The organism is Gimesia fumaroli, assembly GCF_007754425.1.
GTDB lineage: Bacteria > Planctomycetota > Planctomycetia > Planctomycetales > Planctomycetaceae > Gimesia > Gimesia fumaroli.
In genome coordinates, this window is the sequence record NZ_CP037452.1 from 7,308,058 (window position 1) to 7,329,790 (window position 21,733).

The 21,733-nt window shown below is 49.1% G+C and carries 23 protein-coding genes; 1 reads left to right on the forward strand and 22 read right to left on the reverse strand.

Going from position 1 to position 21,733, the window contains the following annotated elements; all coding sequences use genetic code 11:
- Nucleotides 1-3: 3 nt before the first annotated feature.
- Both Enr17x_RS27615 and Enr17x_RS27620 read right to left on the reverse strand, forming a co-directional pair.
- Nucleotides 4-531, reverse strand: coding sequence for a hypothetical protein (locus Enr17x_RS27615; protein ID WP_145313373.1), 528 nt, complete (start codon nt 529-531; stop codon nt 4-6).
- A 295-nt stretch (nt 532-826) separates the two neighbouring features.
- Nucleotides 827-1,525 carry a hypothetical protein gene (locus tag Enr17x_RS27620; protein WP_145313374.1) on the reverse strand — a complete coding sequence of 233 codons (699 nt, stop codon included), beginning with the start codon at nt 1,523-1,525 and terminating at the stop codon, nt 827-829.
- Nucleotides 1,526-2,091: 566 nt separating this feature from the next.
- On the opposite strand from Enr17x_RS27620, the gene Enr17x_RS27625 reads away from it, so the two are divergent.
- Nucleotides 2,092-2,670: a hypothetical protein gene (locus tag Enr17x_RS27625; protein ID WP_145313376.1), complete on the forward strand. Its 579-nt coding sequence runs from the start codon at nt 2,092-2,094 to the stop codon at nt 2,668-2,670.
- 18 nt (nt 2,671-2,688) lie between these two features.
- Here the strand turns inward: Enr17x_RS27625 and Enr17x_RS27630 are convergent, their stop codons facing one another.
- The 20 genes from Enr17x_RS27630 to Enr17x_RS27720 form a co-directional block, all read right to left on the reverse strand.
- Nucleotides 2,689-3,519: a DNA-methyltransferase gene (locus tag Enr17x_RS27630; protein WP_232100879.1), complete on the reverse strand. Its 831-nt coding sequence runs from the start codon at nt 3,517-3,519 to the stop codon at nt 2,689-2,691.
- Nucleotides 3,520-3,619: 100 nt separating this feature from the next.
- A complete protein-coding gene (locus Enr17x_RS27635) occupies nt 3,620-4,123 on the reverse strand; it encodes a hypothetical protein (RefSeq protein ID WP_145313378.1) in 504 nt (167 codons plus the stop codon).
- A gap of 11 nt (nt 4,124-4,134) precedes the next feature.
- On the reverse strand, nt 4,135-5,466 hold the full coding sequence (locus Enr17x_RS27640; protein ID WP_145313380.1) for a glycosyltransferase family 4 protein: 1,332 nt from the start codon (nt 5,464-5,466) through the stop codon (nt 4,135-4,137).
- Nucleotides 5,463-6,236, reverse strand: a complete 774-nt coding sequence (locus tag Enr17x_RS27645; protein WP_232100880.1) for a hypothetical protein — start codon at nt 6,234-6,236, stop codon at nt 5,463-5,465. Before Enr17x_RS27645 ends, Enr17x_RS27640 begins: the two co-directional genes overlap by 4 nt.
- A 156-nt stretch (nt 6,237-6,392) precedes the next feature.
- Nucleotides 6,393-7,187, reverse strand: coding sequence for a hypothetical protein (locus Enr17x_RS27650; protein ID WP_145313384.1), 795 nt, complete (start codon nt 7,185-7,187; stop codon nt 6,393-6,395).
- Nucleotides 7,184-9,736, reverse strand: coding sequence for a hypothetical protein (locus tag Enr17x_RS27655; protein ID WP_145313386.1), 2,553 nt, complete (start codon nt 9,734-9,736; stop codon nt 7,184-7,186). Before Enr17x_RS27655 ends, Enr17x_RS27650 begins: the two co-directional genes overlap by 4 nt.
- 7 nt (nt 9,737-9,743) lie before the next feature.
- The gene (locus Enr17x_RS27660; RefSeq protein ID WP_145313388.1) at nt 9,744-10,634 is read right to left on the reverse strand and encodes a hypothetical protein; all 891 of its coding nucleotides are present in this window, start codon (nt 10,632-10,634) and stop codon (nt 9,744-9,746) included.
- A 1-nt stretch (nt 10,635) separates the two neighbouring features.
- Nucleotides 10,636-12,900, reverse strand: coding sequence for a phage tail tape measure protein (locus Enr17x_RS27665; RefSeq protein WP_145313390.1), 2,265 nt, complete (start codon nt 12,898-12,900; stop codon nt 10,636-10,638).
- A gap of 16 nt (nt 12,901-12,916) precedes the next feature.
- Nucleotides 12,917-13,126: a hypothetical protein gene (locus tag Enr17x_RS27670; protein WP_145313392.1), complete on the reverse strand. Its 210-nt coding sequence runs from the start codon at nt 13,124-13,126 to the stop codon at nt 12,917-12,919.
- Between the two features lie 41 nt (nt 13,127-13,167).
- The gene (locus Enr17x_RS27675) at nt 13,168-13,644 is read right to left on the reverse strand and encodes a hypothetical protein (protein WP_145313394.1); all 477 of its coding nucleotides are present in this window, start codon (nt 13,642-13,644) and stop codon (nt 13,168-13,170) included.
- Nucleotides 13,645-13,647: 3 nt separating this feature from the next.
- Nucleotides 13,648-13,782 carry a hypothetical protein gene (locus tag Enr17x_RS30310; RefSeq protein WP_261343398.1) on the reverse strand — a complete coding sequence of 45 codons (135 nt, stop codon included), beginning with the start codon at nt 13,780-13,782 and terminating at the stop codon, nt 13,648-13,650.
- A gap of 17 nt (nt 13,783-13,799) precedes the next feature.
- Nucleotides 13,800-14,237 (reverse strand): hypothetical protein, encoded by a 438-nt coding sequence (locus Enr17x_RS27680; protein WP_145313396.1) that lies wholly within the window; start codon nt 14,235-14,237, stop codon nt 13,800-13,802.
- A 9-nt stretch (nt 14,238-14,246) separates the two neighbouring features.
- Nucleotides 14,247-14,750 carry a hypothetical protein gene (locus Enr17x_RS27685; RefSeq protein WP_145313398.1) on the reverse strand — a complete coding sequence of 168 codons (504 nt, stop codon included), beginning with the start codon at nt 14,748-14,750 and terminating at the stop codon, nt 14,247-14,249.
- Nucleotides 14,747-15,169, reverse strand: coding sequence for a hypothetical protein (locus tag Enr17x_RS27690; protein ID WP_145313400.1), 423 nt, complete (start codon nt 15,167-15,169; stop codon nt 14,747-14,749). Before Enr17x_RS27690 ends, Enr17x_RS27685 begins: the two co-directional genes overlap by 4 nt.
- Nucleotides 15,166-15,552 carry a hypothetical protein gene (locus tag Enr17x_RS27695; RefSeq protein WP_145313402.1) on the reverse strand — a complete coding sequence of 129 codons (387 nt, stop codon included), beginning with the start codon at nt 15,550-15,552 and terminating at the stop codon, nt 15,166-15,168. The genes Enr17x_RS27690 and Enr17x_RS27695 overlap by 4 nt, the downstream gene beginning before the upstream one ends.
- A complete protein-coding gene (locus Enr17x_RS27700) occupies nt 15,552-16,493 on the reverse strand; it encodes a major capsid protein (RefSeq protein WP_145313405.1) in 942 nt (313 codons plus the stop codon). The genes Enr17x_RS27695 and Enr17x_RS27700 overlap by 1 nt, the downstream gene beginning before the upstream one ends.
- Before the next feature lie 65 nt (nt 16,494-16,558).
- A complete protein-coding gene (locus Enr17x_RS27705) occupies nt 16,559-17,704 on the reverse strand; it encodes a hypothetical protein (RefSeq protein ID WP_145313407.1) in 1,146 nt (381 codons plus the stop codon).
- Nucleotides 17,697-19,106, reverse strand: coding sequence for a phage portal protein (locus tag Enr17x_RS27710; RefSeq protein WP_145313409.1), 1,410 nt, complete (start codon nt 19,104-19,106; stop codon nt 17,697-17,699). The genes Enr17x_RS27705 and Enr17x_RS27710 overlap by 8 nt, the downstream gene beginning before the upstream one ends.
- Nucleotides 19,107-19,109: 3 nt before the next feature.
- Nucleotides 19,110-19,295: a hypothetical protein gene (locus Enr17x_RS27715; RefSeq protein ID WP_145313411.1), complete on the reverse strand. Its 186-nt coding sequence runs from the start codon at nt 19,293-19,295 to the stop codon at nt 19,110-19,112.
- A gap of 326 nt (nt 19,296-19,621) precedes the next feature.
- Entirely contained in the window at nt 19,622-21,730 is a 2,109-nt protein-coding gene (locus Enr17x_RS27720; protein ID WP_145313413.1) for a terminase gpA endonuclease subunit, read from the reverse strand.
- Nucleotides 21,731-21,733 lie beyond the last annotated feature (3 nt).

Sequence of the window (21,733 nt, forward strand, 5' to 3'; positions counted from 1 at the left end):
TTCCTATTTACCTTCAGGGTCACTGGTTGTTAAGTTGTCCCCAAATTGCTCCATAGCTGATTCCAGACAGGATCCGACATTTATTGTATCGGAAGATAGTTTAATCGTGTCATCAGCTAAAGACTCATCAGTGTCTATTTGAAAATCTACTAGGGGGACATTAGTGCCAGCATCTAAATTAAGTAGAGGCCGTTTCTTCAGGTTCGCTGTATGAGCTCTCATGGCATTGAGTTCAACGTCATTGGATACTATATAAACTGTCTTACAACGCTTGCTATACCCTTTCCCTTTTTCTGTAACACTAGCGGGACACTCGTCTACATTTACAATCACCGCCTCGAAATGATTTTTTTTACAAAAATCTTTTTCAAATCTCTCAAAAGAGTGTCTTTTGGGCTTAGTGGCTTCGAACACACCATATGTGAGCCTTTTGGGCTTAGTGGCTTCAAACACACCGTATGTGAGCCTTTTGGGCTTTTCGTTCTTCTGAAAGGAAGATGAATTCGCACCAAATATATCAAAAAAGAACATTTTGCATCTCTATCAAGTATGTGGAAATAATTATTTTTCTTATGTTTAAGACTACAGATACAGCATTATGCCAGAATGTTCTGGGGGTATCTGTAAAAAACATAAATTTTAAAGGTGTATCTTGCTCTATTAATCAAACATCGTCTGTGTCTATAGATTGTCTAAAATAGAATACGTTTGTTGTTACTCTGACTATTGAATTATTTAATAAATACTAGGGAAATCAAGTGAAACTTCAATTTCGATGGTGTACATGTGGTGATTTCCTGTTGCAGGCAGAGTACAGAAAAAAACACTACTGTGCAACCCCTCGATGCTTCGGCACAGCCACCCGTTCATACTTGCAACCCTTGGCAAGCCGCTTGAGGTTGTCAGACAGGTCATGAGCCCCGCCCAGAGTGATAACAACGACGCCGTCAGCCTTCAGCAGGTTCCGCACAATCGCGTCCTCGCGGGCTTCGTCGGCCTTCTTATCGAATACGACCGTTCCATCAGCCCGCACTGGGTCCGCCGCTTCAAAGGCCTTTGCGTCTTCAGCAGGCAGCAAGGTTTTGAGCTCACCTTTCACCACCAACCGACCAGCGGCACCGATGACCAACTTATCTTGCCCCGTCAAAAACTCTAGGATTACATCAGGTGGGTCATCCTTGGTTTTTTCGTACTCTTTTATCGACTCAATCGACTTCATTACATCTTTGTGGTTCTTCTCGGTCAGCCCCTCGATGTAGACGGCTTTTAGCTTGTGCTTTTTGATCAATCGCCGGAGCAGTTTCATCTGCTGTTTTTGGATCGCCTCCACGCTACCCAGGAACTCGTGATACTGCTGGTCAATCTGCTCTTGAGTGAGAGTGCTGTCTTGCTCTTTCAGGTCGGTCGCGAATACGTCCGGGGAGACGTAGTGCCAGTTCAGGATGTGAATAACGGTGGTGGGTTCGGCGTGCGCTGGGAGTGGAAACAGGAGAACTGTGAACGATATCAAGACAAACTTGCTCATTACTTGTATTTTATGCCTTGATTCAAGGTGATTCTTCGTGCATATTTATGTGTTCTGCTGTATATATCAAAATCTATTCAATCAGTAACTACGTTAAAAAGTATTCTCAAGATGGTGTGTCGAATTGGGGTTTTATAAGCAATGAACAATAAGATGAATTGGTTTTATTTCAGTGTTCTAATTGCTCTTCTTCCAGTGTCCTGCCGACTAATTATCTGGATTGTTTTAGACAATTCAATTCGAATTGATGCCTTCAGCTTAGTTGACTTAGTCGCTTTTGGAATAGTGCTACATGCAACTAGCCTTAACGAGATAAATAATATTCCGGTTCGTAAGTTTACTGCTGAAATTAGGGACTGGAAAAGTAGAAATGTCAATACGGCTACATTTTTTCTTGTTCTCTATGGCTTGTTTATATCCCTCGGAATAATGACCGAGGTAAAAACAGTTAAGATGAATGAATACATATTGTTGTATTCAACATTTGCTCTCGGACTGGTTTCATTGATCCTTAGCTATAGAATTTATCAAAAAACGGCAACGATTTAAGTTACGATAACTTCATTATGGATACATTAATTATTCTAGTTACTATTGCTGCTTGTCTGTGGGGCCTTTGGGTCGCTTTCGACCCATCTCTCTCTTCATTCTTACTATTAACCTTACAATCGACAAGACCAAGGATGGAGAGAAAGAGAACACGCCCCAGGGCCTATCATTTATCTCTAAATTACAAGGGTGAAATGGTTGAAAATCGGTTACTGCTCACAGTTCCGATAAGCAATATAAATGAACCAATCAGCACGAATGTCTACAATATATTTATCGGGTCTGAAAATGATAGATTCTATAGCACTGTAGATACGACAGAAGAGAATCACGAAAATATCAAAAACAATAGCGATGAATTCCAAATAGCAGACGATGAGCTAAAAGAAAGTACCTTAGAATTAATAGTTAAAGCTATTAAAAAGGCTATTCCAGAAGGGACAGGGATTTCTGTCCATCACGAGAATGGGGAGCTCTTTTATCTAATCAATACATCAGACAAAAACGATATGTTAAATATTGAGAAAATAATATCGGTTTGCACTCAAGTGGATTTTTCGCCCACACAAGTAGAAGAGCTAAAAAAACAAGAATAAATGCACAATTGCTACTGCTTACTCCCGCTGAAACTTCATCAACTCGCCCCGCTGGGCAGCATCCACCCGACGGGCAGCGATCTCGCAGTATTCTTCGGACGCTTCAAAACCAATAGCCCCACGTCCTTCTAAGACCGATGCAACCAGCGTGGTTCCCGATCCACAGAACGGATCAAACGCCAGTCCACCAACAGGCACACATTGCCCCAGGCCTTGCATCAACGGCGTTGGCTTGCCGGTCATGTGGTGCTTGTCGTTCTGCTTCACACCGATTGAATACGAGCCTGGGAACGGTCCCCGGTCTTTCAGTTTCGGTACCTTGCCTTTGATGCCCCACGGGATGAACTCGCACTGATGGCGAAAGTACCCTTTGTGAGGTGCCCTCGCTCCGCCGCCTTTGTCCCAACTGATCAACCCTTTGTAGCAGAAGCCACCCGCCTGCAGTGCGTCAATCATCGTTGCCAGCTGTCGCCAGTCGGTGAAGACCAAACCGTATGCCGCATCTTTGCACGCCCTGAGTGCCTGGGCGATCCACAGCGAGCACCAATACTTGAACGACCGTTGATCCCGGAAGTCACCGCCGAACGTCGGACGGCCCACCGTGTTGCCGCTGTGGCAATACTTCGCCGATGGATCAGCACCAACGGCACTGCCAGCAGCCCCCGAGCAGTACGGCGGATCAACGATCAAGGCATCAAAGATATTTGGTGGTAGATTGCTGCTTAATTCCAGCGTGTCGCCGTTATAGATGACAATACCGTTCGATTCATAATACGGCTTGCCCAGACTCAACTTAACCGATTCAAGTTGACGATACTTCCCAAGTGTTAAACCATTCCCTGTAATCACAACAAATCCTTTTGCAGAAATACTGCGTGTTGTGACCTCCAATCAGGTCCGCTCGTAGTTAGGGAACGTCGGTTGTTCGCGCAGCCGACGTTCTCGTTTTTCAAATCCAAAAGTCAGAATCAAACCGCTGGCTCACCAGAGCCCTCAATTCTGCCGTCCATTCAATCTGCTGTTTCACCCGTTCGTATTCTGCCGCGTTCCTTGATACATTCAGACGCGGAATCTCGGGCACAGGATGCCCCACAAACGGCAGTTGCAATACTTCCCGGTCTAATTGATCAACCCGCAGAACATACGCAGCAGAACGCGTGTATTCGCTCTGAAGGGGCAACCAGTCCAACCGAGTTCGCGTGAACGCATCAAACGTTTCATTCACTCCCAGCTGAAGGCAGTAGTACAGATAGAACGACTCCCACCGCTCAAACGGTTCACGCACACACGTGATGATTTCATAACCCCGGCAATCATCGGGCAGCGTGTATCGGTGACGTTCAATGACGCCCCCTTCCGGGCAGATTTCATCCGGTTTCGCGTAATCGGAAAACCCGTAGTGCTCTGTGAGCCAGTGACTCAAAGCCAGCCCCGCACATTTCGGTGCATGCATGAAAACCATTTTCAACCTGCGGTTGACCAGCATTTCAGCCACCCTTTCAAATTCTCAATGAATCCCCGTTTTTGAACTTCAACCGGCTGTGGCTTCAGTGCATCCCTGATTGCCGCTTCATAGGCTAAAACCATCCGCCCAGGCGAGAACAGGTTCCAGGCAAGCTTACGAGCCCGTTCAACGCGTTCGTCACCTTCCAAAGCAGCCAGTACAGCATTTTTCAACCAACGATTTGTCGGGTCATTGGAAACACCATACGTCAACAGACCGTGATCCCGCTCCAACTCTGGGATCATGCCCGATGGAGTCGACACCACTGGGCAGCCCGCAAGCCAGGCCTCCGCCGCCACCAACGGCCCACCCTCATACGTGGCAGCCGTCACCACGCAATCCAAGGCAGCCAGCACCGTTCCCACATCCTCAACGCGGGGAATAACGGTGAGCCGATCCCCGCACAGCGCTTTTGCTTCAGCAATGACTTGCTCGCTTTGCCAGCCTTCACCGACATAAACGGCGTGATATCCTTCACCCAGTTCCGCAACCGCCTTTGCCGTTGCCATCGGGTTTTTGTCCATCGCAAACCGCCCGATAAATCCGACGGCTTTAACCCCCGGAGCAATGCCCCATTCCCGACGTACCTCGTCACGGTCTCGGGCGGGAGCACAACGGGAGAATTCAACGGCGTTATAAATCACCCGCACGTCGTCCTGTGTTAGGTCCAGATAGCTTTCAGCCGCCGCCTCTGACACTGCCACCGGAATATGTTTTGAGCCCTTGGAGAAGCTTACAGCAAGGTTCTTGCGGGTCCACTCACATTGACCGTGCGAAACAACCAGCATGGGTTTGGCGTCCCAGTCGGTGGAATCAATTTCGGCGTTGCTTTCAATGTAACCCCAGAAATTGACGACGTCGGATTGATCGACGATGGTTTGGCAGGCGTTGGAAACAATCGTCACCAGCCCTTCAAACTTCGGATCGTCAACCGTGCAATAAATGGGGCAATGCTGCAGGACGCGTTTTGCCGTCTCCATGTCGAACACCGCTGCGTCACCGATGGCAACACCCGACCATTCAAAGCCGTGTTTCACCTGGGCATTCATCATTGTTAACAGCAATCGAGTCACGCCACCCATTGCCATGTTGGGCATACAAAAGCCCAACCGGATTGTTTCACCCATTGCGGTTGCCGGTTTGGCCTCAGGCTTGGGAACGTTCCCCCAGCCCTCGCACGTCTCGCGATTTTTGATGACGCGTTTTACTTCGTCGTCATGTCTCTGGCAGTAATAGTTTCGACGATGCGGGCAAGACTGACAGAGTTGTTGTTTCTCTTTGGTGCTGATCATTTCTTTGTGTGTCTCACATCCAGGTAAGGAGGGGCATAGTAAATATCTAAATTTTGCTTGAAACCAACAGGGAAAAATGGCCCGGTGTGACTCCTGAGAACGCCGTCGGAGTGGGTTGGAAAATTCGATGGCCACTGGTAATCGCTGGGTAGTGTTTCAACGTTGTAACCACCGTACAACGCCGGAAGCGTTGGTATTTCTCGCGTCCAACGGACAGTTGATTTTGACAGGCAATCGTAATCATCGGGAGGGTAATAAGTGTGACGTATCCTCGCCGCATTGCCACTAGACGCTAAAGGGTCCACGTTTGCAGGTCCACCAAAAATATTTATTAGCTCACCACCACGCGCTAAATTGAAGAAACCCGTTTCGCCCGTATCTTCGTCATAATCTAAAATATGAGCCTGAACGGCTTGAACAATTGTTAAATCAATCTGCCAGCTTCCAGGTGTGATCAAATCCCCGCTAGACTCATCCACTTCGGCTGGTTTCCAGCTGATCAATATGCTGTGACTTCGACTAAAAATATTCCAGCCGTCGTAGCCTTCATCATGCTGTTGCCACTCGAAGTCTTGAACAAATGCCCCATAATCGGCAGGTGTTGTGCCAACAACAAAAAGCCCTGTTGTTTCACTAATTCCAGGTCCATTAAATTTGCATGGTGAATCAGCTTGGATTTCGTAATCGAAATTTGGCAGACGGTTCGAGGCATTGGTCACAAGAGGCGAAACCGTTGCACTCCCATTCACGGACAGCATCAACGGGTCCATGTAAAACCATTGTAGATATTTCGGAATCGAGATCTCCCACTGCAGGCCAGCGTTGACGATCCTGGCCCCACAGCGACCGCAGGGGAATCGCTTCCGCTTACACTGTTTTTTCAACAGCGACATTGGGCAATTACTTTGTTTACACATCAATCAGCCTTACAGGTTCGGGGTTCCATCGCCGTTGTACTCTCTACATTCATTGAGGTTTGAAACGTAGCCGATGCCGGGGAACCACTCCGCAGTCCCAATTGATCCCGCTGCCACCGCATCGTTAATTGCGTTGTCGTCACCATCGTATTCACCGATTAGCTTGATAGGGTAATGAACCTCAGCCTCTTCTCTGCTATCTGCCCACATGGTTTCGGATACATGAACCTGAAACTCGGCGTCTTCATGCAGGTCGACTTCGAACAGGTCTAAAGTAGTTCCAGCCAGATCGCCAACAAATTCAATCAGCCATCGTCCCGGAAAGATGGAGACTCGCATGTTGCTTTCGCCAATACTGGGAAGCTTTTCCAGAGCAGCGGTAATGTTTTCACTCGTGACGTCTTTTGCAACCAGTGAAATAAAATCAGTTTCATTGCCGCCTAAAATTAACTTAATTTCGCCATTGATGTTATCGCCGACAAATTCAATCATCTGCTTTTGGTTGCCGTTGAATTCATAGTGAGTGAGGAAAACCGGAATCGGATTGTCCCCGTCCACCATCACCAAATATTCCTGACCAACTCGTTCGTCCCCGTCCAGGTCGTAGCTGTTCACAGAACGCTTTTTAATGATACAAGTTGAGTAAGGAACCTTCGTGATATAGCGAATCGGAGGACGCCCACCGACCATGTTTCGCTCTGGTTGAACAGTCAGCTTGGGTTGCCCGCCCTGCTGTTTGAACCAGGTAACCACCTTTTTCAGCTGCTTGATAAAATCAAGTTCCAGTAGGTAGCCTTCTGTCATAGAGTCACCGTACCGTCAATCGTGGTTTGATAGGATTGAACGTCTCCGCCTGTTTTGTTCCACTTCAGAATCTTCACGTTGCTGCCTGTGGTCAGGTTGCCTTCACGCATCGTGACCAATGCAAAATGTGCTTCCTGTTTTGGTAGAACGGCTATTCCAACTTCCCCGCCCAGAATCAAAAGCTCAGCAGTATTCACCGCGTTGACGCCGATGACCTGAACCGACTGCTCGCCGCTTTCGCCGGTTCCCGAATCATGGATTTCAATAACGGGGCTGGACGATCCAATATCAAGATTGATGCGAGCACTGCCGTTACCATCGCCCAGACCAACAACAATTTCAGCCGCACCGATTTTGAGGAACCGGTCAAGGTACTCATAGAAACTGTCGTTGCGACGAGGCAACCCAATCTTGGTGGCACTATTGCGGATCTCAAGACGATTCAAAGTGACCGTGCTTTGATCCAGCCCGTACAGGATGTCAGAACCATCAACGATAAAAACGTTGTCATCGTCAGCAGGCAATTCGATAACGTCCCAGTTGGCTGCTGTGTTCCAGTCGTGCGGCCCTTCGCTTTCCGTCGTCGTGCTGTGCGTGACAGGGGTTTGTGAGGTCGTGACTTTCACCGCTGGTGTGTCAGATCCTTGTACCGACTCAATCACGTTTCCATAGATCGCCTCGACCAGTTCCAAGTCCTCACCGCTTAGAGCGTTGGCAAACGTAATCGTGATCGGGGAACCAGGCAGAGCACCACCGCCACAGACGACGTTACCAGCCCCAATGCTGGGCAATCCTTCCAACGCCGTTTCTACAGTTGATGCGTCGGCATTGTAGGCGATTAGTGCGGTATCGTCCCCGCCGTAACTCAGGGCAAACGTTCCACTGACAGGAGAACCGGAAATGGTCAGTGTTTGCACTTCACCAGTACCGGACGATCCTGTGTAGCCGGTCCAGACCTGCAGGTTCAAATCTGAATCAACGCTTTTCGAAGTGGTGATCGTAAATCCGGTCGCCTGATTGGACAGATCGCCGATGAATTCGATGACGAAACCGCCACCAAATTTGAAGCCTTGCCCCTCGCCTAACTCGTAAACGGCAACATTGCCAGCACCAACGGCGGCAATTCCTTCAATGGCGGTTTTTAAGTCGGCACCGCTGATCGTCGGTGAAAGGTCATCCGTGCCGTTACCGTCAATCAAAAGCTTCCACGATCCGGCGCCGTCGCCATAGTCGGAGGAATCGCCATAATACATCCCCGCACCAATGCTATCAATGAAACTACTGTAAGACCCACCAGTCAGGTTCGTTCCATCCAGATCAACGGACAGAGTGAGCGTACCCAAAGCTGAATCCACCTGCAATATCATGCCTGCATTATCGCTTAATTTATCATCTCCCACGGGGTCAGTCGTGTATTGATGTGCGACAAAAACACGATAACGATAGTTAAGCCCCCACGCGATCAGTTCAGCATCTAATAGGGCCTGAAATTCTGCTACTGTCACATCGTAGGGAATGTCGGTCAGTGCAACAAAATCCTGAAGACCGTCGTTAATCGTGAAGTCGAACGTTCCACCGGTAACGTCTGAATCACCAGAAATCACAATTCCCCCATTAACACTGGAATTATCAGCCAGTCCAGCTTGAACAATGTGCCGCTCGTTTGATCCGCCGCCGCCCGGCGTGGTTTCGCTGACATCAACATCCAGCACCCCAGTCAGGCTGGAACCATCAAGCGTAATGAAATCAACATTGGTTCCTCGTAATTCACCGATAAATTCCACTGTCCAAGGTCCGCCGTTAGAACCAGAGACGGAAACGTTCCCGGCCCCAATGGTGCTTAATGCTTCTAAGAACGTTTCGACCGTTGCCGCACTGGCGTTATAGGCAATCGCACCGGTAGTCTGTCCACCGAACGAGAGGGTAAAGGTTCCACCGGTCGCACTGACCAGCGTGATAACCTGTTCTTCATTAGTCCCCTCCAGTAGTGAGTCATCTGGAATCAAAACAGGCACATCGGTTGAGCCTAAAGCGTTGGTAAATTCAATCGTCCAGGGACCACCTGCGGATCCAGTCACGACAACATCACCAACGCCAATATTAGACAACGCTTCAAGAGCCGTCTGGATGGTTGCCGCACTCGCAGTATAGGCAATATTGCCAGTGGTCTGGCCATCGTAAGTGAGAGTAAACGTTCCACCGGTGGGGGAGTTGATCAGTGTGACAACCTGTATTTCGTTTGCCCCGGTCCCGATGATTACATTCACGATGAACGGTTTACCGGGATTGTCGGCAGTCAGCGTAAAGCTCCCATCACCTTGATCAGTTGCCGAAATTTCAGCGAACTCAGGTATTTCAGATTCGTTCCACTGGTCAACAATCGCTCCTGCAACTTCCACCCGCAATGGTCCATCGGGGAACGTGTACTTCAGTGTTTTACGTCCAATCGTCGCCTTGAATATCTGCCCGCCTTCAATGTCAGCAGGCAACGCGATTGTGTCAACCTGTGCAACGGCGGGAGCCCCACCAATCCATACTAAGTCTTTCATTTTCGCCCTACTTTAAAATCAGTTTGCTAAAGTTTTTTTCAATTTCAATTCGTCGTTTCAGAACCACAATGTCTTTTGGTTTGGGGTTCGGAAGATACCGCCCGTTCTCATCCAGATATTGCTTTTCAGAGGGATATTCTGGGGGAGTGCCTATCGTGATGCGTTTTTTCTTAAAGTCTTTTTCAGCAGTCCCGCTTTTATTCACGGTATACCCGTCTGGAACCAGCTCATGAAAACCCTGATTAATGCGGACCTCGTCGTAGGTGCGGGGGTCCGACTTCATGGTGTAAGTGAATGGGTAGTAATACGTCCCGTTTTCAAAAGTCAGGTCCGGTGACCCGATATGCTCCACCCGCAAAGTACGGGGCGGGAACTTGTGTTTGCGAATCGTGATTCCGTTTTCGTTGACAGTCCCGTTGTAATACCACATCCAGTCGGGATACCTTGCAAGATTCTTTTTGATGGTCACTGTCAGAAACGGCAGGCTACGTTGGCCGGGTATTAAGTCACCTGCTGTATTCAGCAGCAGTTCCCCTTTGGCATCAAAGAACGTGGTGACGCTTTCAATCGTGCTGTCAATGTCGATCACTGCCGGACGGTTTAACGGGTTCGCGTCGTGCTTTGGATCATCGATCTGGGTTGACCATTTGACCGTGACTTTCCATTGTTCCGTGTCTTTGACTCTTTCGGGGAAGACAGAAACAACATACGCCGCACCGTCAAATTGATGCGGGCTGCCTAGCTTGGGGCACTTGGGGTACGTCAGGATGTACCATGCATCACGATAAACCGTGTCTAGGATCACATCATAAACGTGCGTGTAATTTCGCTCTGGACCAACTCTGACTTCAGCAGAGTCGTCAAAAGCCAGATCCCACTGTTTTACAAACTTTCCCACGTCACACCCTCGCTACTTTTAACTTTTGCCCCAGTAAAGCCGCTTTGATCAATCGCAACTCTTTTAATTGCTCCTCTTCGGATGAACCCTCGCCAGACATGTTGATCAGTCTGGCAATGGCTTCCATTCCCTCTTGTGTTTTCAGGTCACCATTTCCACCGCTGATTGATTGTTTTGCACTGTCGATCGCTCCACCGGGAGCCAAAGCCGCTTTGGCAGCCTGTTCGGTTTTGGTTTCGGCGTTCGTGGTTTCTTCTTCCTGCATGGCGTCATTCAGTGCCTGGGTTGCTGCCAGTAATTCAGCATTGGCTTTCACACGGTCTTGAATGAGCTTTTTTTCGCGGGCATCGTCACGTCGCTGGGCTGCCTCATCAATTTCTGTTTTTGCACCGGTACGCGTATCCTCGATATTTTTCACCGCCGCTTTGTACTGATTCGTACGGTCAGCAATCGCAGCCTCTTGTTCAGATTGCGTCCTCTGATTTGCTATCGATGAAGCGGTTTTCACTCCGGCAATGGCAGCGTTCTTGATCAACTGTTTGCTGGGATCGTCTCCATATTTCAACTCGATTTGCTGAATTGCCAGGAATTCCTGCAGGGCTGCCACTGACTTTTTCATTCCACCAATGGTGATGTCCCACGTATCACCGATGAATCGTGTGAAGCCCTCCCACGCTCCTTTGACATCAGCCCACATATCAATGAAATACTTTGATGCGGCATCATTGGTCGAATACCAGACGTCGAGAAACGAATGCTTCCAGGAATCGACATAACCCATTATCTGAGTAGAGCCAGTGAGCCAAGCCACTCCAATTCCAAGCCAGAGAATTTCAGCCGCCTTTTTATAGTCACCGGCTGCCATTGCTCTTTTGATGGCACCGAACACGTTGCCGACTGTTTCCCCTAGTCCTGAAAACTGGTTTTGAATCCAGTTGATCGCCTTGCCGCCAATACCAGTGAAATAAAGCAACTTACCGACGGCCCCGACAAGGGCAGCGGAAATGAGAACGACAGGTGATACAACAACCCCAGCCACCGCTCCCAGTCCTGTAATCAAAGCAGACAGCCCACCTATTGCAGCTCCAGCCAGTAAAGCAGCACCACCAATCAGAAACAGGGCAGAACCACCGATGATCAATCCCGCACTGAGAAGGGCCACCGTTCTGACCAATCCTTGATTCTCCTGCATCCATTTCGAAGTGGCAGACGACGCAACCGTTATCCACCCAATCACATCCCGGAGAGGGTCTGAGACTTGTTCAATCAATGAAATGGCCATGCCTTCCATCGCAGATAACAGGCCACGGAATGAACCGCCCAGGTTATCATCCATGACCTTTGCCATTCGGGCAGCAGCCCCGTCAGCATTGGCGAGTTTGCCACGCATGGTGTCAACTTCAGAGTTTAACCCCGCCAAAATCAAAGCAGATTTTCCGCTGATTTTGCCGAAGGTTTCCATGAAGAATGCCAGCTTTTCAGACTCAGACAACCCGTTGGTTGCTTGTCCTAATTCACGCATCACATCCAGCAGGGGACGTATCCGGCCTTGTGCATCAGCGGCACTCACGCCGAATTTTGACAACGCTGATTTCTGCTTGACAAATGCAATCAGAATATTTTTCAGGTCAGTGCCGGCCATGCTGGCTTTGATACCACTGTTACCGAGCAGACCGATTGCCGCCGCTGTTTCTTCCAGTGATTGACCAGCAGCCTTTGCCACAGGGGCAACAAACTTGAACGATTCGCCCATCATTTCAACGGACGTGTTGGCACTCGTCGCCGTCGTAGCGATGACGTCAGCCAGATGGCCTATTTCATCGGCTGCCATCCCAAAGGCAGAGCCAACATCACTGGCAATGTCTGCTGCCACCCCCAGTTCGAGCGCACCAGCCCGCGCAAGGTTCAGTACCGCTGGGATACCGGCTATGATCTCTTTGGTTTCAAAGCCAGCCATACCGAGGAACTTCATGCCGTCTGCAACCTGGCTGGCTGAAAACGACGTGGTGCTTCCCAGTTGTTTTGCGGTATCGTTTAGAAGGACAAACTCGGCACCGGTTGCCCCGGTGATAGCTTGAACCTCTGACATTTTGTCAGAGAATTGAGCAAAGATCGGCAGTGCCATAATGAACGGCAACGCGATTGCCGCACCACCGAGCACCATGTTGGCCCCGGTCTTTTTAACAAAACCACCGAAGGCTTTGAGGTGCCGACGGGCGTTGGCAAGCCCTTTGCGCATCTTGGCATCTTTTGTGTATAAATCCACAAAAGCTCTGCCTGCTCTAATCGCTCCCGGACTCGCCAACCTTGACCCCCATCATGGCCGCCATCATTTCGATGGCCTGTCTCCCCGTTTTTTTACGGGGAGCCTCATCCTTGAAATCGTTGGCTGTAAACCATTTGTCTTTTGGTCGCCACATGGCGATGTTGTAAATGGCTGCCAACACACTTTTCAAACTCTGTCCTTCATTCGACCGCTTGCCCTCGTGCATCCATAGCAATTCACGTAACGTGTAGGGCAGCGGGTCAACGCCTAACTGGCCTGCGACGCTGTAGACGATTTTCCACGGATCGATTCCAGAATCTTCTGCTCGAATTCCTCGCTGTCGATCTCCTCGTCGATCTCCGCCAGATTCCGGTTGCTCTCTGTCTGCATGATGTCCTTCACACGCTTCTTGGCTCTCTTCAATCGCCCCCGGACCTGGGGCGGGAAAAAATCCGTCATTGCGTCATCCAGTGCGTTGAAAGCTGCATTCGCCGCTTCATGGTCCAACGCGTCAAACAAATCGTCAGCGGTTAATCCTTCATCAGGAGACTTCGCCGCAACGTAAATCACCTGCCCCAGACTTTCTGGGTCATCTGCCAGTTTTTGCATCAGCTTGTTAGCCGATTCCGGGTTCCTCAAAGCGGCCAGCAAATCTACGTTGGTTTCGCTTTTGACTTTGCGGGCTACACCGAGAGTGATTTCAATCACCCATTCACGTTCTTGTGTATCTGTGAAACTTGCCAAGGGTTATTGCTCCTTCGTTTTTTCGGGGGATTGTTCAGGCTTCTGTTTTGGTTTGAGGCCTTTGACTACGGCGGTGATTTCTTTTGGTTTTCCGTCAACCATCACCTTCTGTTTCAGTTTGTCGCCAACTTTCAACATTAGTTTCAGCCTTTCGATTAAGATGAAATTTCAACCCATGCCGGGTCGTTTGCTGCATCCGCTGCAGGCTCAACGACGATGTCAATCATCGAATCTTCTTCAAGCGGTTGATTCATAGGAAAGTCAGTGACGTGGCAGTCGTACTGCATGCCCTCACTGCCGACTTCATCAATGGGGCCAGTCATAGCCGCCACACCAATGATTGATTTGCCAAGATGCGCGTCGCGTAGCATTTCGAAAATCGGGTCGGCTTTGGTGTAAACCAGCGAGAAAGTCACCTGGGTTACAAATTGCCCCATCACCGTTCGCTCGTACTTGTTCTTCCGCACCTTGCGTTTTGATTTATTGGCAGCGTGGGGAACATTGACGTCTCCCACATCGCCACACTCAGACCAGGTTCCATTCCCCATGCCTGCTTCGTCAAAATACAAATACATATCTAAACCGGTTGTCATGTCACTCCCTTACCTTGTTACCGAGTTCTGCCAATAATCGTCCAGTTTTGGTTTCGCCTCTTCGAGCGATGGCCCCATAAATGGACGGGGTTCAATGTGTTTTCCGTTTGACGTTCCGCCGTGTTCCAGTACTCCCGCAATCCCCGACTTTGCCCGCTGGGGACCAATCACAACGTCGTTGTCTTTGCCAACCGCAAAAAACAACAGGTATTTCAAAGCCGACTTAACGTCTCGAAGCCGTGGCGGTTCGAATGGATCAGACGGTTTCAATGGGCGTTTCGGACGGGGCTGACCCAGTCTTTTTGCCCGCTTTTTCTTCTTCTCGTAAATCTGCTTTTCTTCGTCAGTCAACTCCGAAACGCGTTTCTGGCGTGCTTTACGCAGCTTGCGTTTCGAAATCATCCGAATCAGGCCACCGGCTTTGTAGGCAATCTTTCTACCAGCCTTGCGAACCTCTTTGATTACAGATTCAGAACTGAATTCCAGACCCTTGACGCTGTAACCGACTCTCATTGAATCAACGTGTACCTGTTTTGAATGACTGAAACGAGAATGCTGTCTGCGTTCAACACGTCGTAGCTGTACGGCGTTTTCAGTGTCGATTGCACCCAGCTTGCCCCCGCTGGTTTTGACCTCTTTAAAAAGTCTCTGACTGATCTGGGCAGTACCAGAAACGGTTTAATCGCTGCTGGCTCTATTGATGTTGCCGGACGCAATACAGCCACATCAACCACGAATGTAAATAAGTCTTTTTGCCGTGTTTTCGGCTCTGAGTCTTCATCTCTGGGCAGCACAACCGCCGTTAATTCTCGCGTGTTTTCAATACTCTTTTTGAGGATGTAGGCAATCTCAGTCGTGAACGATTCGCCGAAATCGTGACCGTTGATATCGGTGGAAACCGCCTCTGCAATGTCATCAACCGAAACTGTCAAACCTCGTCCTCTGTCATCAACTTGGTATGAACGCGAAGCATGGTTCGCCCCGCATCCATAAACCGATATTCCTGCTCGTCATCGCCAAACGGTAAGACCTGATACACCCGAGAGACGCCACCAAGCACCCGTGTAATCAAATCGTTTCGTTTCGGCAGAACTGGATTTCCACCAACTACCAGGTCAGCAGCTTTGACAAGCCAGTCAACACTGGTTTTGCGTAACGGGAAACCGTCACTGTCCGTGGTTCGCCAGTCTGTTGAACCCTGTGTTCCCTTCAAATCCTCAATCGTGTTGTCGCCTTGCGTGTAGGTCAGGCTGGTTGCCGATAATGACAAACCAGCCTGAAGTCCCACAGCAAGAACGTTCTCAATGACGCTCATCAGGCAACTAATTCTTCCGTGTCAACAATCGCATCGGTCTCAACGATAGTCATTCCAGCAGCGGTTTCCGGCGTTGGAGCAGGTGCCCCAGTCGCGTTTGTTGCCGTGCGAGACTTCCGCAACTCCTCAAGAGAAGTGCCATTCATGACCAACAGGTTCGGTTTTCGCCCTGCCGGGAACATAGACCTGGCTTGATAAATCAAATCATCGTTCAGATGATTTCCACCAGTCTCCAGGTTCACAATACGGCCCACTGAGTATTTAGACCCGATTTGCAGACCCAGCCAACCCTCAATCGGTGTCCACAATTCAGGGTAAAACTTCCCGGTCCCGTCGTCTGCCTTTTGAAGAACGGTTTCACCGATTTCGATATTCCCACCATTACCACCAACCACGGTGACATTTCGCAGGTCCGATGTAGTCCGAACAAGAAAGACACTGGTTTGAGAACTGTCATTTGAACCGCCTGCGTTCACAACCATCTCGCCTGCCAAAGAGCCGATGGTGCTTGCATCAACCAACCCCTCGAAACCATCGGCCTTATTATCAGTTCCATAGATGAACTGCTTTTCGGCCTCAAAAAGTGCCTCCGCAATATGACGCATTGATTCACGGCTAATGAATCCGTCAACGCCACCTTTCTTGTTCTTTTTGGCAATTGCCTGATCGACGCCCCAGGAAGCGGCCAGAATCTTCAAGGCGATTTCAACTTCAGTGTCAGTCGAAATCGAGTTTTCCGTCCCCGTGTTTGGGGAACGAAACCCGACAACCGGTGCCCCGGTCTGTTTCAAGTAACTGTGGTTCGTTCCGTTGCTCGCTTCCGTTGCTTCCAGAGCAGCCAAAAACGGCGCACCGTTTACAATGTCTGACACTTCGATATCGGCCAGATTCTCATTGTTGAGCATGAGCAATTCGGCCAGACCATGATAAACATTGGCCATGTTTTTCCAATCCTTTATTCAAACAAAATATGATTTACGTTTACGACAGAGCTAAAGCACGATGATCAATTTAGGGCGGGAACGCGAAACAAGTCCTTTAGTTCTTTTTTCCCTTTTCCACCTTTGGCCTCGCCCGATTCCAGCGGGGTATCTTCACCCAGGTCGATGGAATCAAACTTTTTCTGCAGCTCGGCATAAGCTTCATCTTTAGCAGCCAGCTGCTTGTTGAGTTCGTCAATGTGCAGCTCGCATGCTTCAGAGTAAGACTTACCTTCAGCCAGCCATTTCGCCCCGTTTTCAGCTCCAAATTTTTGAATATAACGATTCATATTCGCGTTATATTCAGTGATGATTTGCGACCGGATTTCATCGACGTTAAGTTCTGATTTTTCTGATTCCTCTTTGCCTGTTGGCATCTGCTTTAGCTCCTCATTTGAAATGATTTTTAAATTGTGATTGTCCAAATACCGATCCAGGAAAGCCGAAAACCGGTCTGGATCAATTCCAAAATCAAACGTTGAAGGCTTTTCAGCACCTTCAACATGTAACGCGTAATTCAACAACGCTTCGGCGTTGTTGGGGATTTCTTGCCCACGGCTGAACATCCCCCCTGGGTTTGCGGCTGGATCATCAACGATGTCAACCGCGTAAAGTTCTTTCAGCCGACAATGCATGTAGTTGTTAACGTTGTCCTCGTCTGGGCTTTCGAATGACCCTGTTTCTGAATTGGTGTGTTCCAGCATGAATTGTTCTTGTGCTTGCTGGTCCCCCATGAAAACGATTGAAGAACCGAATTTATCTGGATGATCTTTTGCAAACTCCATCACATAAGTGGCTAAATCGCCATCAGGTGCCTTGTGGGCAATTTTGTAAAAATGCAAGTCCGCAAAAAGCTGATTGCCATTGGACTCGCCCCCCTTTACGTCTCCAAGTTGCTTGCCCATTCCGTCAGCAGACAAACCAGGATGTGTCCAACGGCTTTTCAATCCTTTTTCAGCAGCGTTCAAGGCCTGTTTACATTGCTCGATAAAAACAGAGTCACACCACATTTGATGGCCTAAAGCCACTCCCCGTGTGATTACAGAAAAGCCTTTGATTATCCCAGCACCGTTTTCACCGCCTTCTGGATCGATTGAATTGACCGGTCCATGTGTGACCCGTGATCGAAAACGTTGAACCGGTTTTGTCAGGATTTCAGAAACGTCAGGCATCTTTCTCCACCACTTCTACGGTTTCTTGCACAATTCCGAAGTCCAACGGAACGCCCATTTTTTCTGCAAACTTATAAGCCTTGGCCGTCAGCTTGATATTGTCTTCAAAGCTTTTGTTTCCACGCCGCTTGCAGATGTCGTAGGGGTTATCAAAACCGCCTGTGACAGCTGCTTTATCGCCATTGATTTCTTTCAGCGGGTCCCACCAGGGCATCCCGTTAGGCACCCACTCCCAGAACTGTTTTTTCAGTCTGATTCCAGACGGAAGCTTGATTTCGTTATGGATCACGCCCCATTGAAGTTGACCAATAATCCACCAATCACGAAGTGACCTGTTGCGTTGCCGTTTCGTTACGCATGACCTGTCGTAGTGTTGCCACGCTGCTTTACTTCCAAAAAAATTGGTGAAGCTTTCGTCGTAAAATGAAAACGGGATGTCTAACGACTTGAGTGTGACTGCAATCACTGAATTCAAAAAACTGGTTGTGTTTACGCCCGGTGCATCCGACTTTAAAAACTCTGCCCGGTCGCCTGGGTCCAAGTCCAACATGACTGGGCCAGCCCCAAAGTCAACCTGATATTTTCGTTCATCGACTTCGGTTTCTTCATCATCACCTTCAGTCTCAGTAGGGCCACCGAAGCCTTCTGTTGCTTCGCGAAATATCGCCATTGCAAATAGCTGCTCTACCTTTAGTTTGGCCAGCCCTAAATCAAAACCTTCATCAACGTCTTGCAGATCGGTCAGACCGGCCAGAATCGGCGAAACGCCACGTACTTGGTCGTACCGATCAAAATATCCATGCAGATAGAGGTTTTTTGCTTTGACAGTCCGGTCAAATTCATATCCCGTTCCGCCTCTGCCACGGTTGAAAATCGCATAATCTAAAGCTCTGCCAGCTTTGTTGGTGCGAACTCCATGCACCCAGATATCATTTTTGTTTGGTTCTGGATGATTTCGAATCCGGTCGCCTTCAATGCCCTGTGAATGACCCGAGCCAAGGCGTAATACAGCAGAGTCGTTATCAACAAGACAACGACTCTCAGCAATTCGCATGAATGGGTCTAAGTCATGTCGGGCTGCAATGTCGCAGTTTTCTTTTTTGGATCGTTCCTCAATGAAGTCTTCGACTTCGGTATTGAATCCCTCGTCATCGGTTTTACATTGGAACGAAAACTGAGTTGTGTAATCGAGGTGTTTGCGGATCATCCAGCCAGCAATGGCAAAGTTGCGGTGAACTTCGTTTGCTGTGCTGATCACTTTCCGGCGAGCAGACGTACCGAGAACCGCGTCTTCAGACTTGATCGAACCAGACCGATTCTTGCGCTTGTTCTTCGGTTCGGCTGCGTCATAGCCGAAATAAGAACGAACCCGGTTGATGCCGTTGCTCAATCCGTTAAGCAAAGCTTAGGCACCTCCCAGGTTGATCGTAGAAACCACAGGTCGCTTCGTGCGTGTGGTCTTATCCGCTTGGTCCAGTTCCCGCAGGCGTTTCCGCAGCTCGGACGGGGTAACCATCTGAGTTGTTACCCCGTCCGTTGTCACGCTCTTCACACCAGCATCGAGTATCTGTTTTATGTTTTCTTCACTCATGAAAACCAGACTACCACACTTTTAAAAATACGATAGATCGGAAACGCGAAGTTCGCGTTTCCTGTTTCGTCAGATCACGTTTTCGTATTTTTTGTCAATGCGATGCTGTCCACATTTCAAACACTCAGTGCGTTTCCAGCTGATAAAATTGTAAGGGTATCCGCCCGGTGCGATTCCAGAGTGCTCCATTGTGCGAACGTCCCGGTAGCCAGTTCTCTCTGTCGATTTACATTTTGGACAGTGAGTAGCAGAGATTTCTACTACTGGCAAATCCTGTGTCTTTTTTCCCTTCGGTCTCCCCGTTTTTTTTCTCGCCTTGGTCGTGCTCATAGATAACTTACCCTTTTGCGTCGTTTGCGTTTTGATTTTCTTGCTGCAGGTTTTCCGAGTAGGGAAGCCCCTTCAATGCTGGCTGCTACAATCGCCATGCCCGTTGTATCGAGCCAGTGATTGTCTGGCCTGCCTGGGTTAATCTTCCACTCGTTCACCTTCCGCCCTCTGGCCTCAACTTCAATCGCATACTCCGCTCTTAAATGCTCTGCATATAAGTCATGCCCTCCTTTTTTGTTCCAAAGTGTCATTGAACCCGGTGACCCATAAGGCACCAGGAGACGTCTATGTAAAAACGTTTTCACGCTGTTTGTGTCCCAGATCACATGCCGCTGCCCTCGTTCCTCGCTGGGTAGCATTCTCCAGGGAACGGTTGTGTCTGATGGTCTAAATTCTCCCTTTTGTGGTTTGATCGAAAGCAGGGGATAATCAGAAGCTTTCACGCCTTTCCCGTAAGCTGGATACAATTTCTTAGCAAACTCACTCTCACGACAGACCTTTTTCACCGCCGCATTGCTTTCTCCCCAGGCTCCGTCAATCAACGTTGTTCCCATGCTGAATTCTTCACCCGCTTTGTTTCGATAGGTCTGACCGTGGTACAACCAGACGCACGTCAACAAGGCCTCTTCAAGTTGCTTTTCTAATCCCAACCCTGGGTGTTTTTGTTGAATGGTTGGCTTAATATCCTTGAGGGAAAAGAACTGCTTTCGCTGATCGGGATAACACCCGCTGTCTAATTCAAAAATGTCAAACTGATCGGAGACGGCCAGGATAGTGTAAAACAAAACCTTCTGCTGAACGTCAATTGACATCACCAATTTGCGGCAATCCGGAGGAACTTCAAACCGTCCAAACTCATTACACTTTTCAGCGATTTCACGCACTGACAACAACTGGAAGCTATCAGAGCCCGCCCGTTGTGGATTGTTCTGATACTCTGTCTCGAATACGTCCTCACCATCATCAATGAGGGCGTTGTAGGCGTGCTGGATCGCACTGATTTCGTTCTCTTCGTCGTAGCAGTAGGACCAACTGACCTCACAGCCATCGTTCATGGCCTCAAAGTTAGCTTGATAAAATACGGTTGCCTCTGCCTCTGCTCGTTTTTTGTCTCCCGGTAATTCAGGGTTGTACGAATTGCGAAGTCTCGCGTATTGATCCTTCCACAGATCGTCGTGTCTTTTCGCCCAGCTTTTGACCATCGCCACCCGGACACCCTGCCATTCGGGGTGTTTGATCGGGTCTAATAGCTGGTCAACTAAATCTCCCTCTTCAATCACCGTCGCATTCATCACACACGCGAGTGTGGAGTTGTGCCCGGCTAATTTCAGAACCGCCTTTTGTATTAACTTCAGTCTGCTGTTAACCTGAGTCGGTGATGCCGCTGAAACGTCGGTTTGCGGGTCATCGATAATCGCCAGGTCAGGACGTTGTTTCACTCCATCAGAACGTTTGTGTGCCAATCCACGGATGCGGCCCGTCAATCCTCTGGCTTGGATGATGGCCCCACCACTGTCACTTATTTCATCATTCACATAAACACTGGGCAACACGACTTTGTCAGCGTTCCACTTAATGTGGGTCAATTCACCGCCGACGGTTTGCGTGCTGCACCGCTGGAACTTGTTATCCAGCTCGACAATCGGAAAGCAGGCTTCCGGGAAGTCTTCATAAAGTAGTTCGTTGGTCAGTAATTCGGTTTTAATCGAATCAATGTTTTCAGAAGCCGCTGTTTCATCGGCCCCCACAATCACCACAAATCGACGATGCCCGTACAGGGTAGCCCAGAGGGCTGCATTTTCGCTGATTGTGGTCTTGGCGAATCCTCGATAAACGGCGTTAAGGTATCGTCCCCCGGAGAGGATTGCCGTTTGTATTGATTCAATCGCCTGTTTGTGATCCTCACTGAACGGTTTTAAGCCGGTCGAGTGCGGAAAGTACGTCGTCAAAAATAGCAGCAGGTCAAACCGGCAAGCTTCCTTTCTTGCCGGATCAACCACCGCAGGGGGAAGCCCGATTTCAGCAGCTGCCTCGGAACGCTCGCGGGAACGCTTACCCGCTGTTGCCCTGTGGCGTTCGCCCGCTGATTTCATGTCCGTAGGCAAACC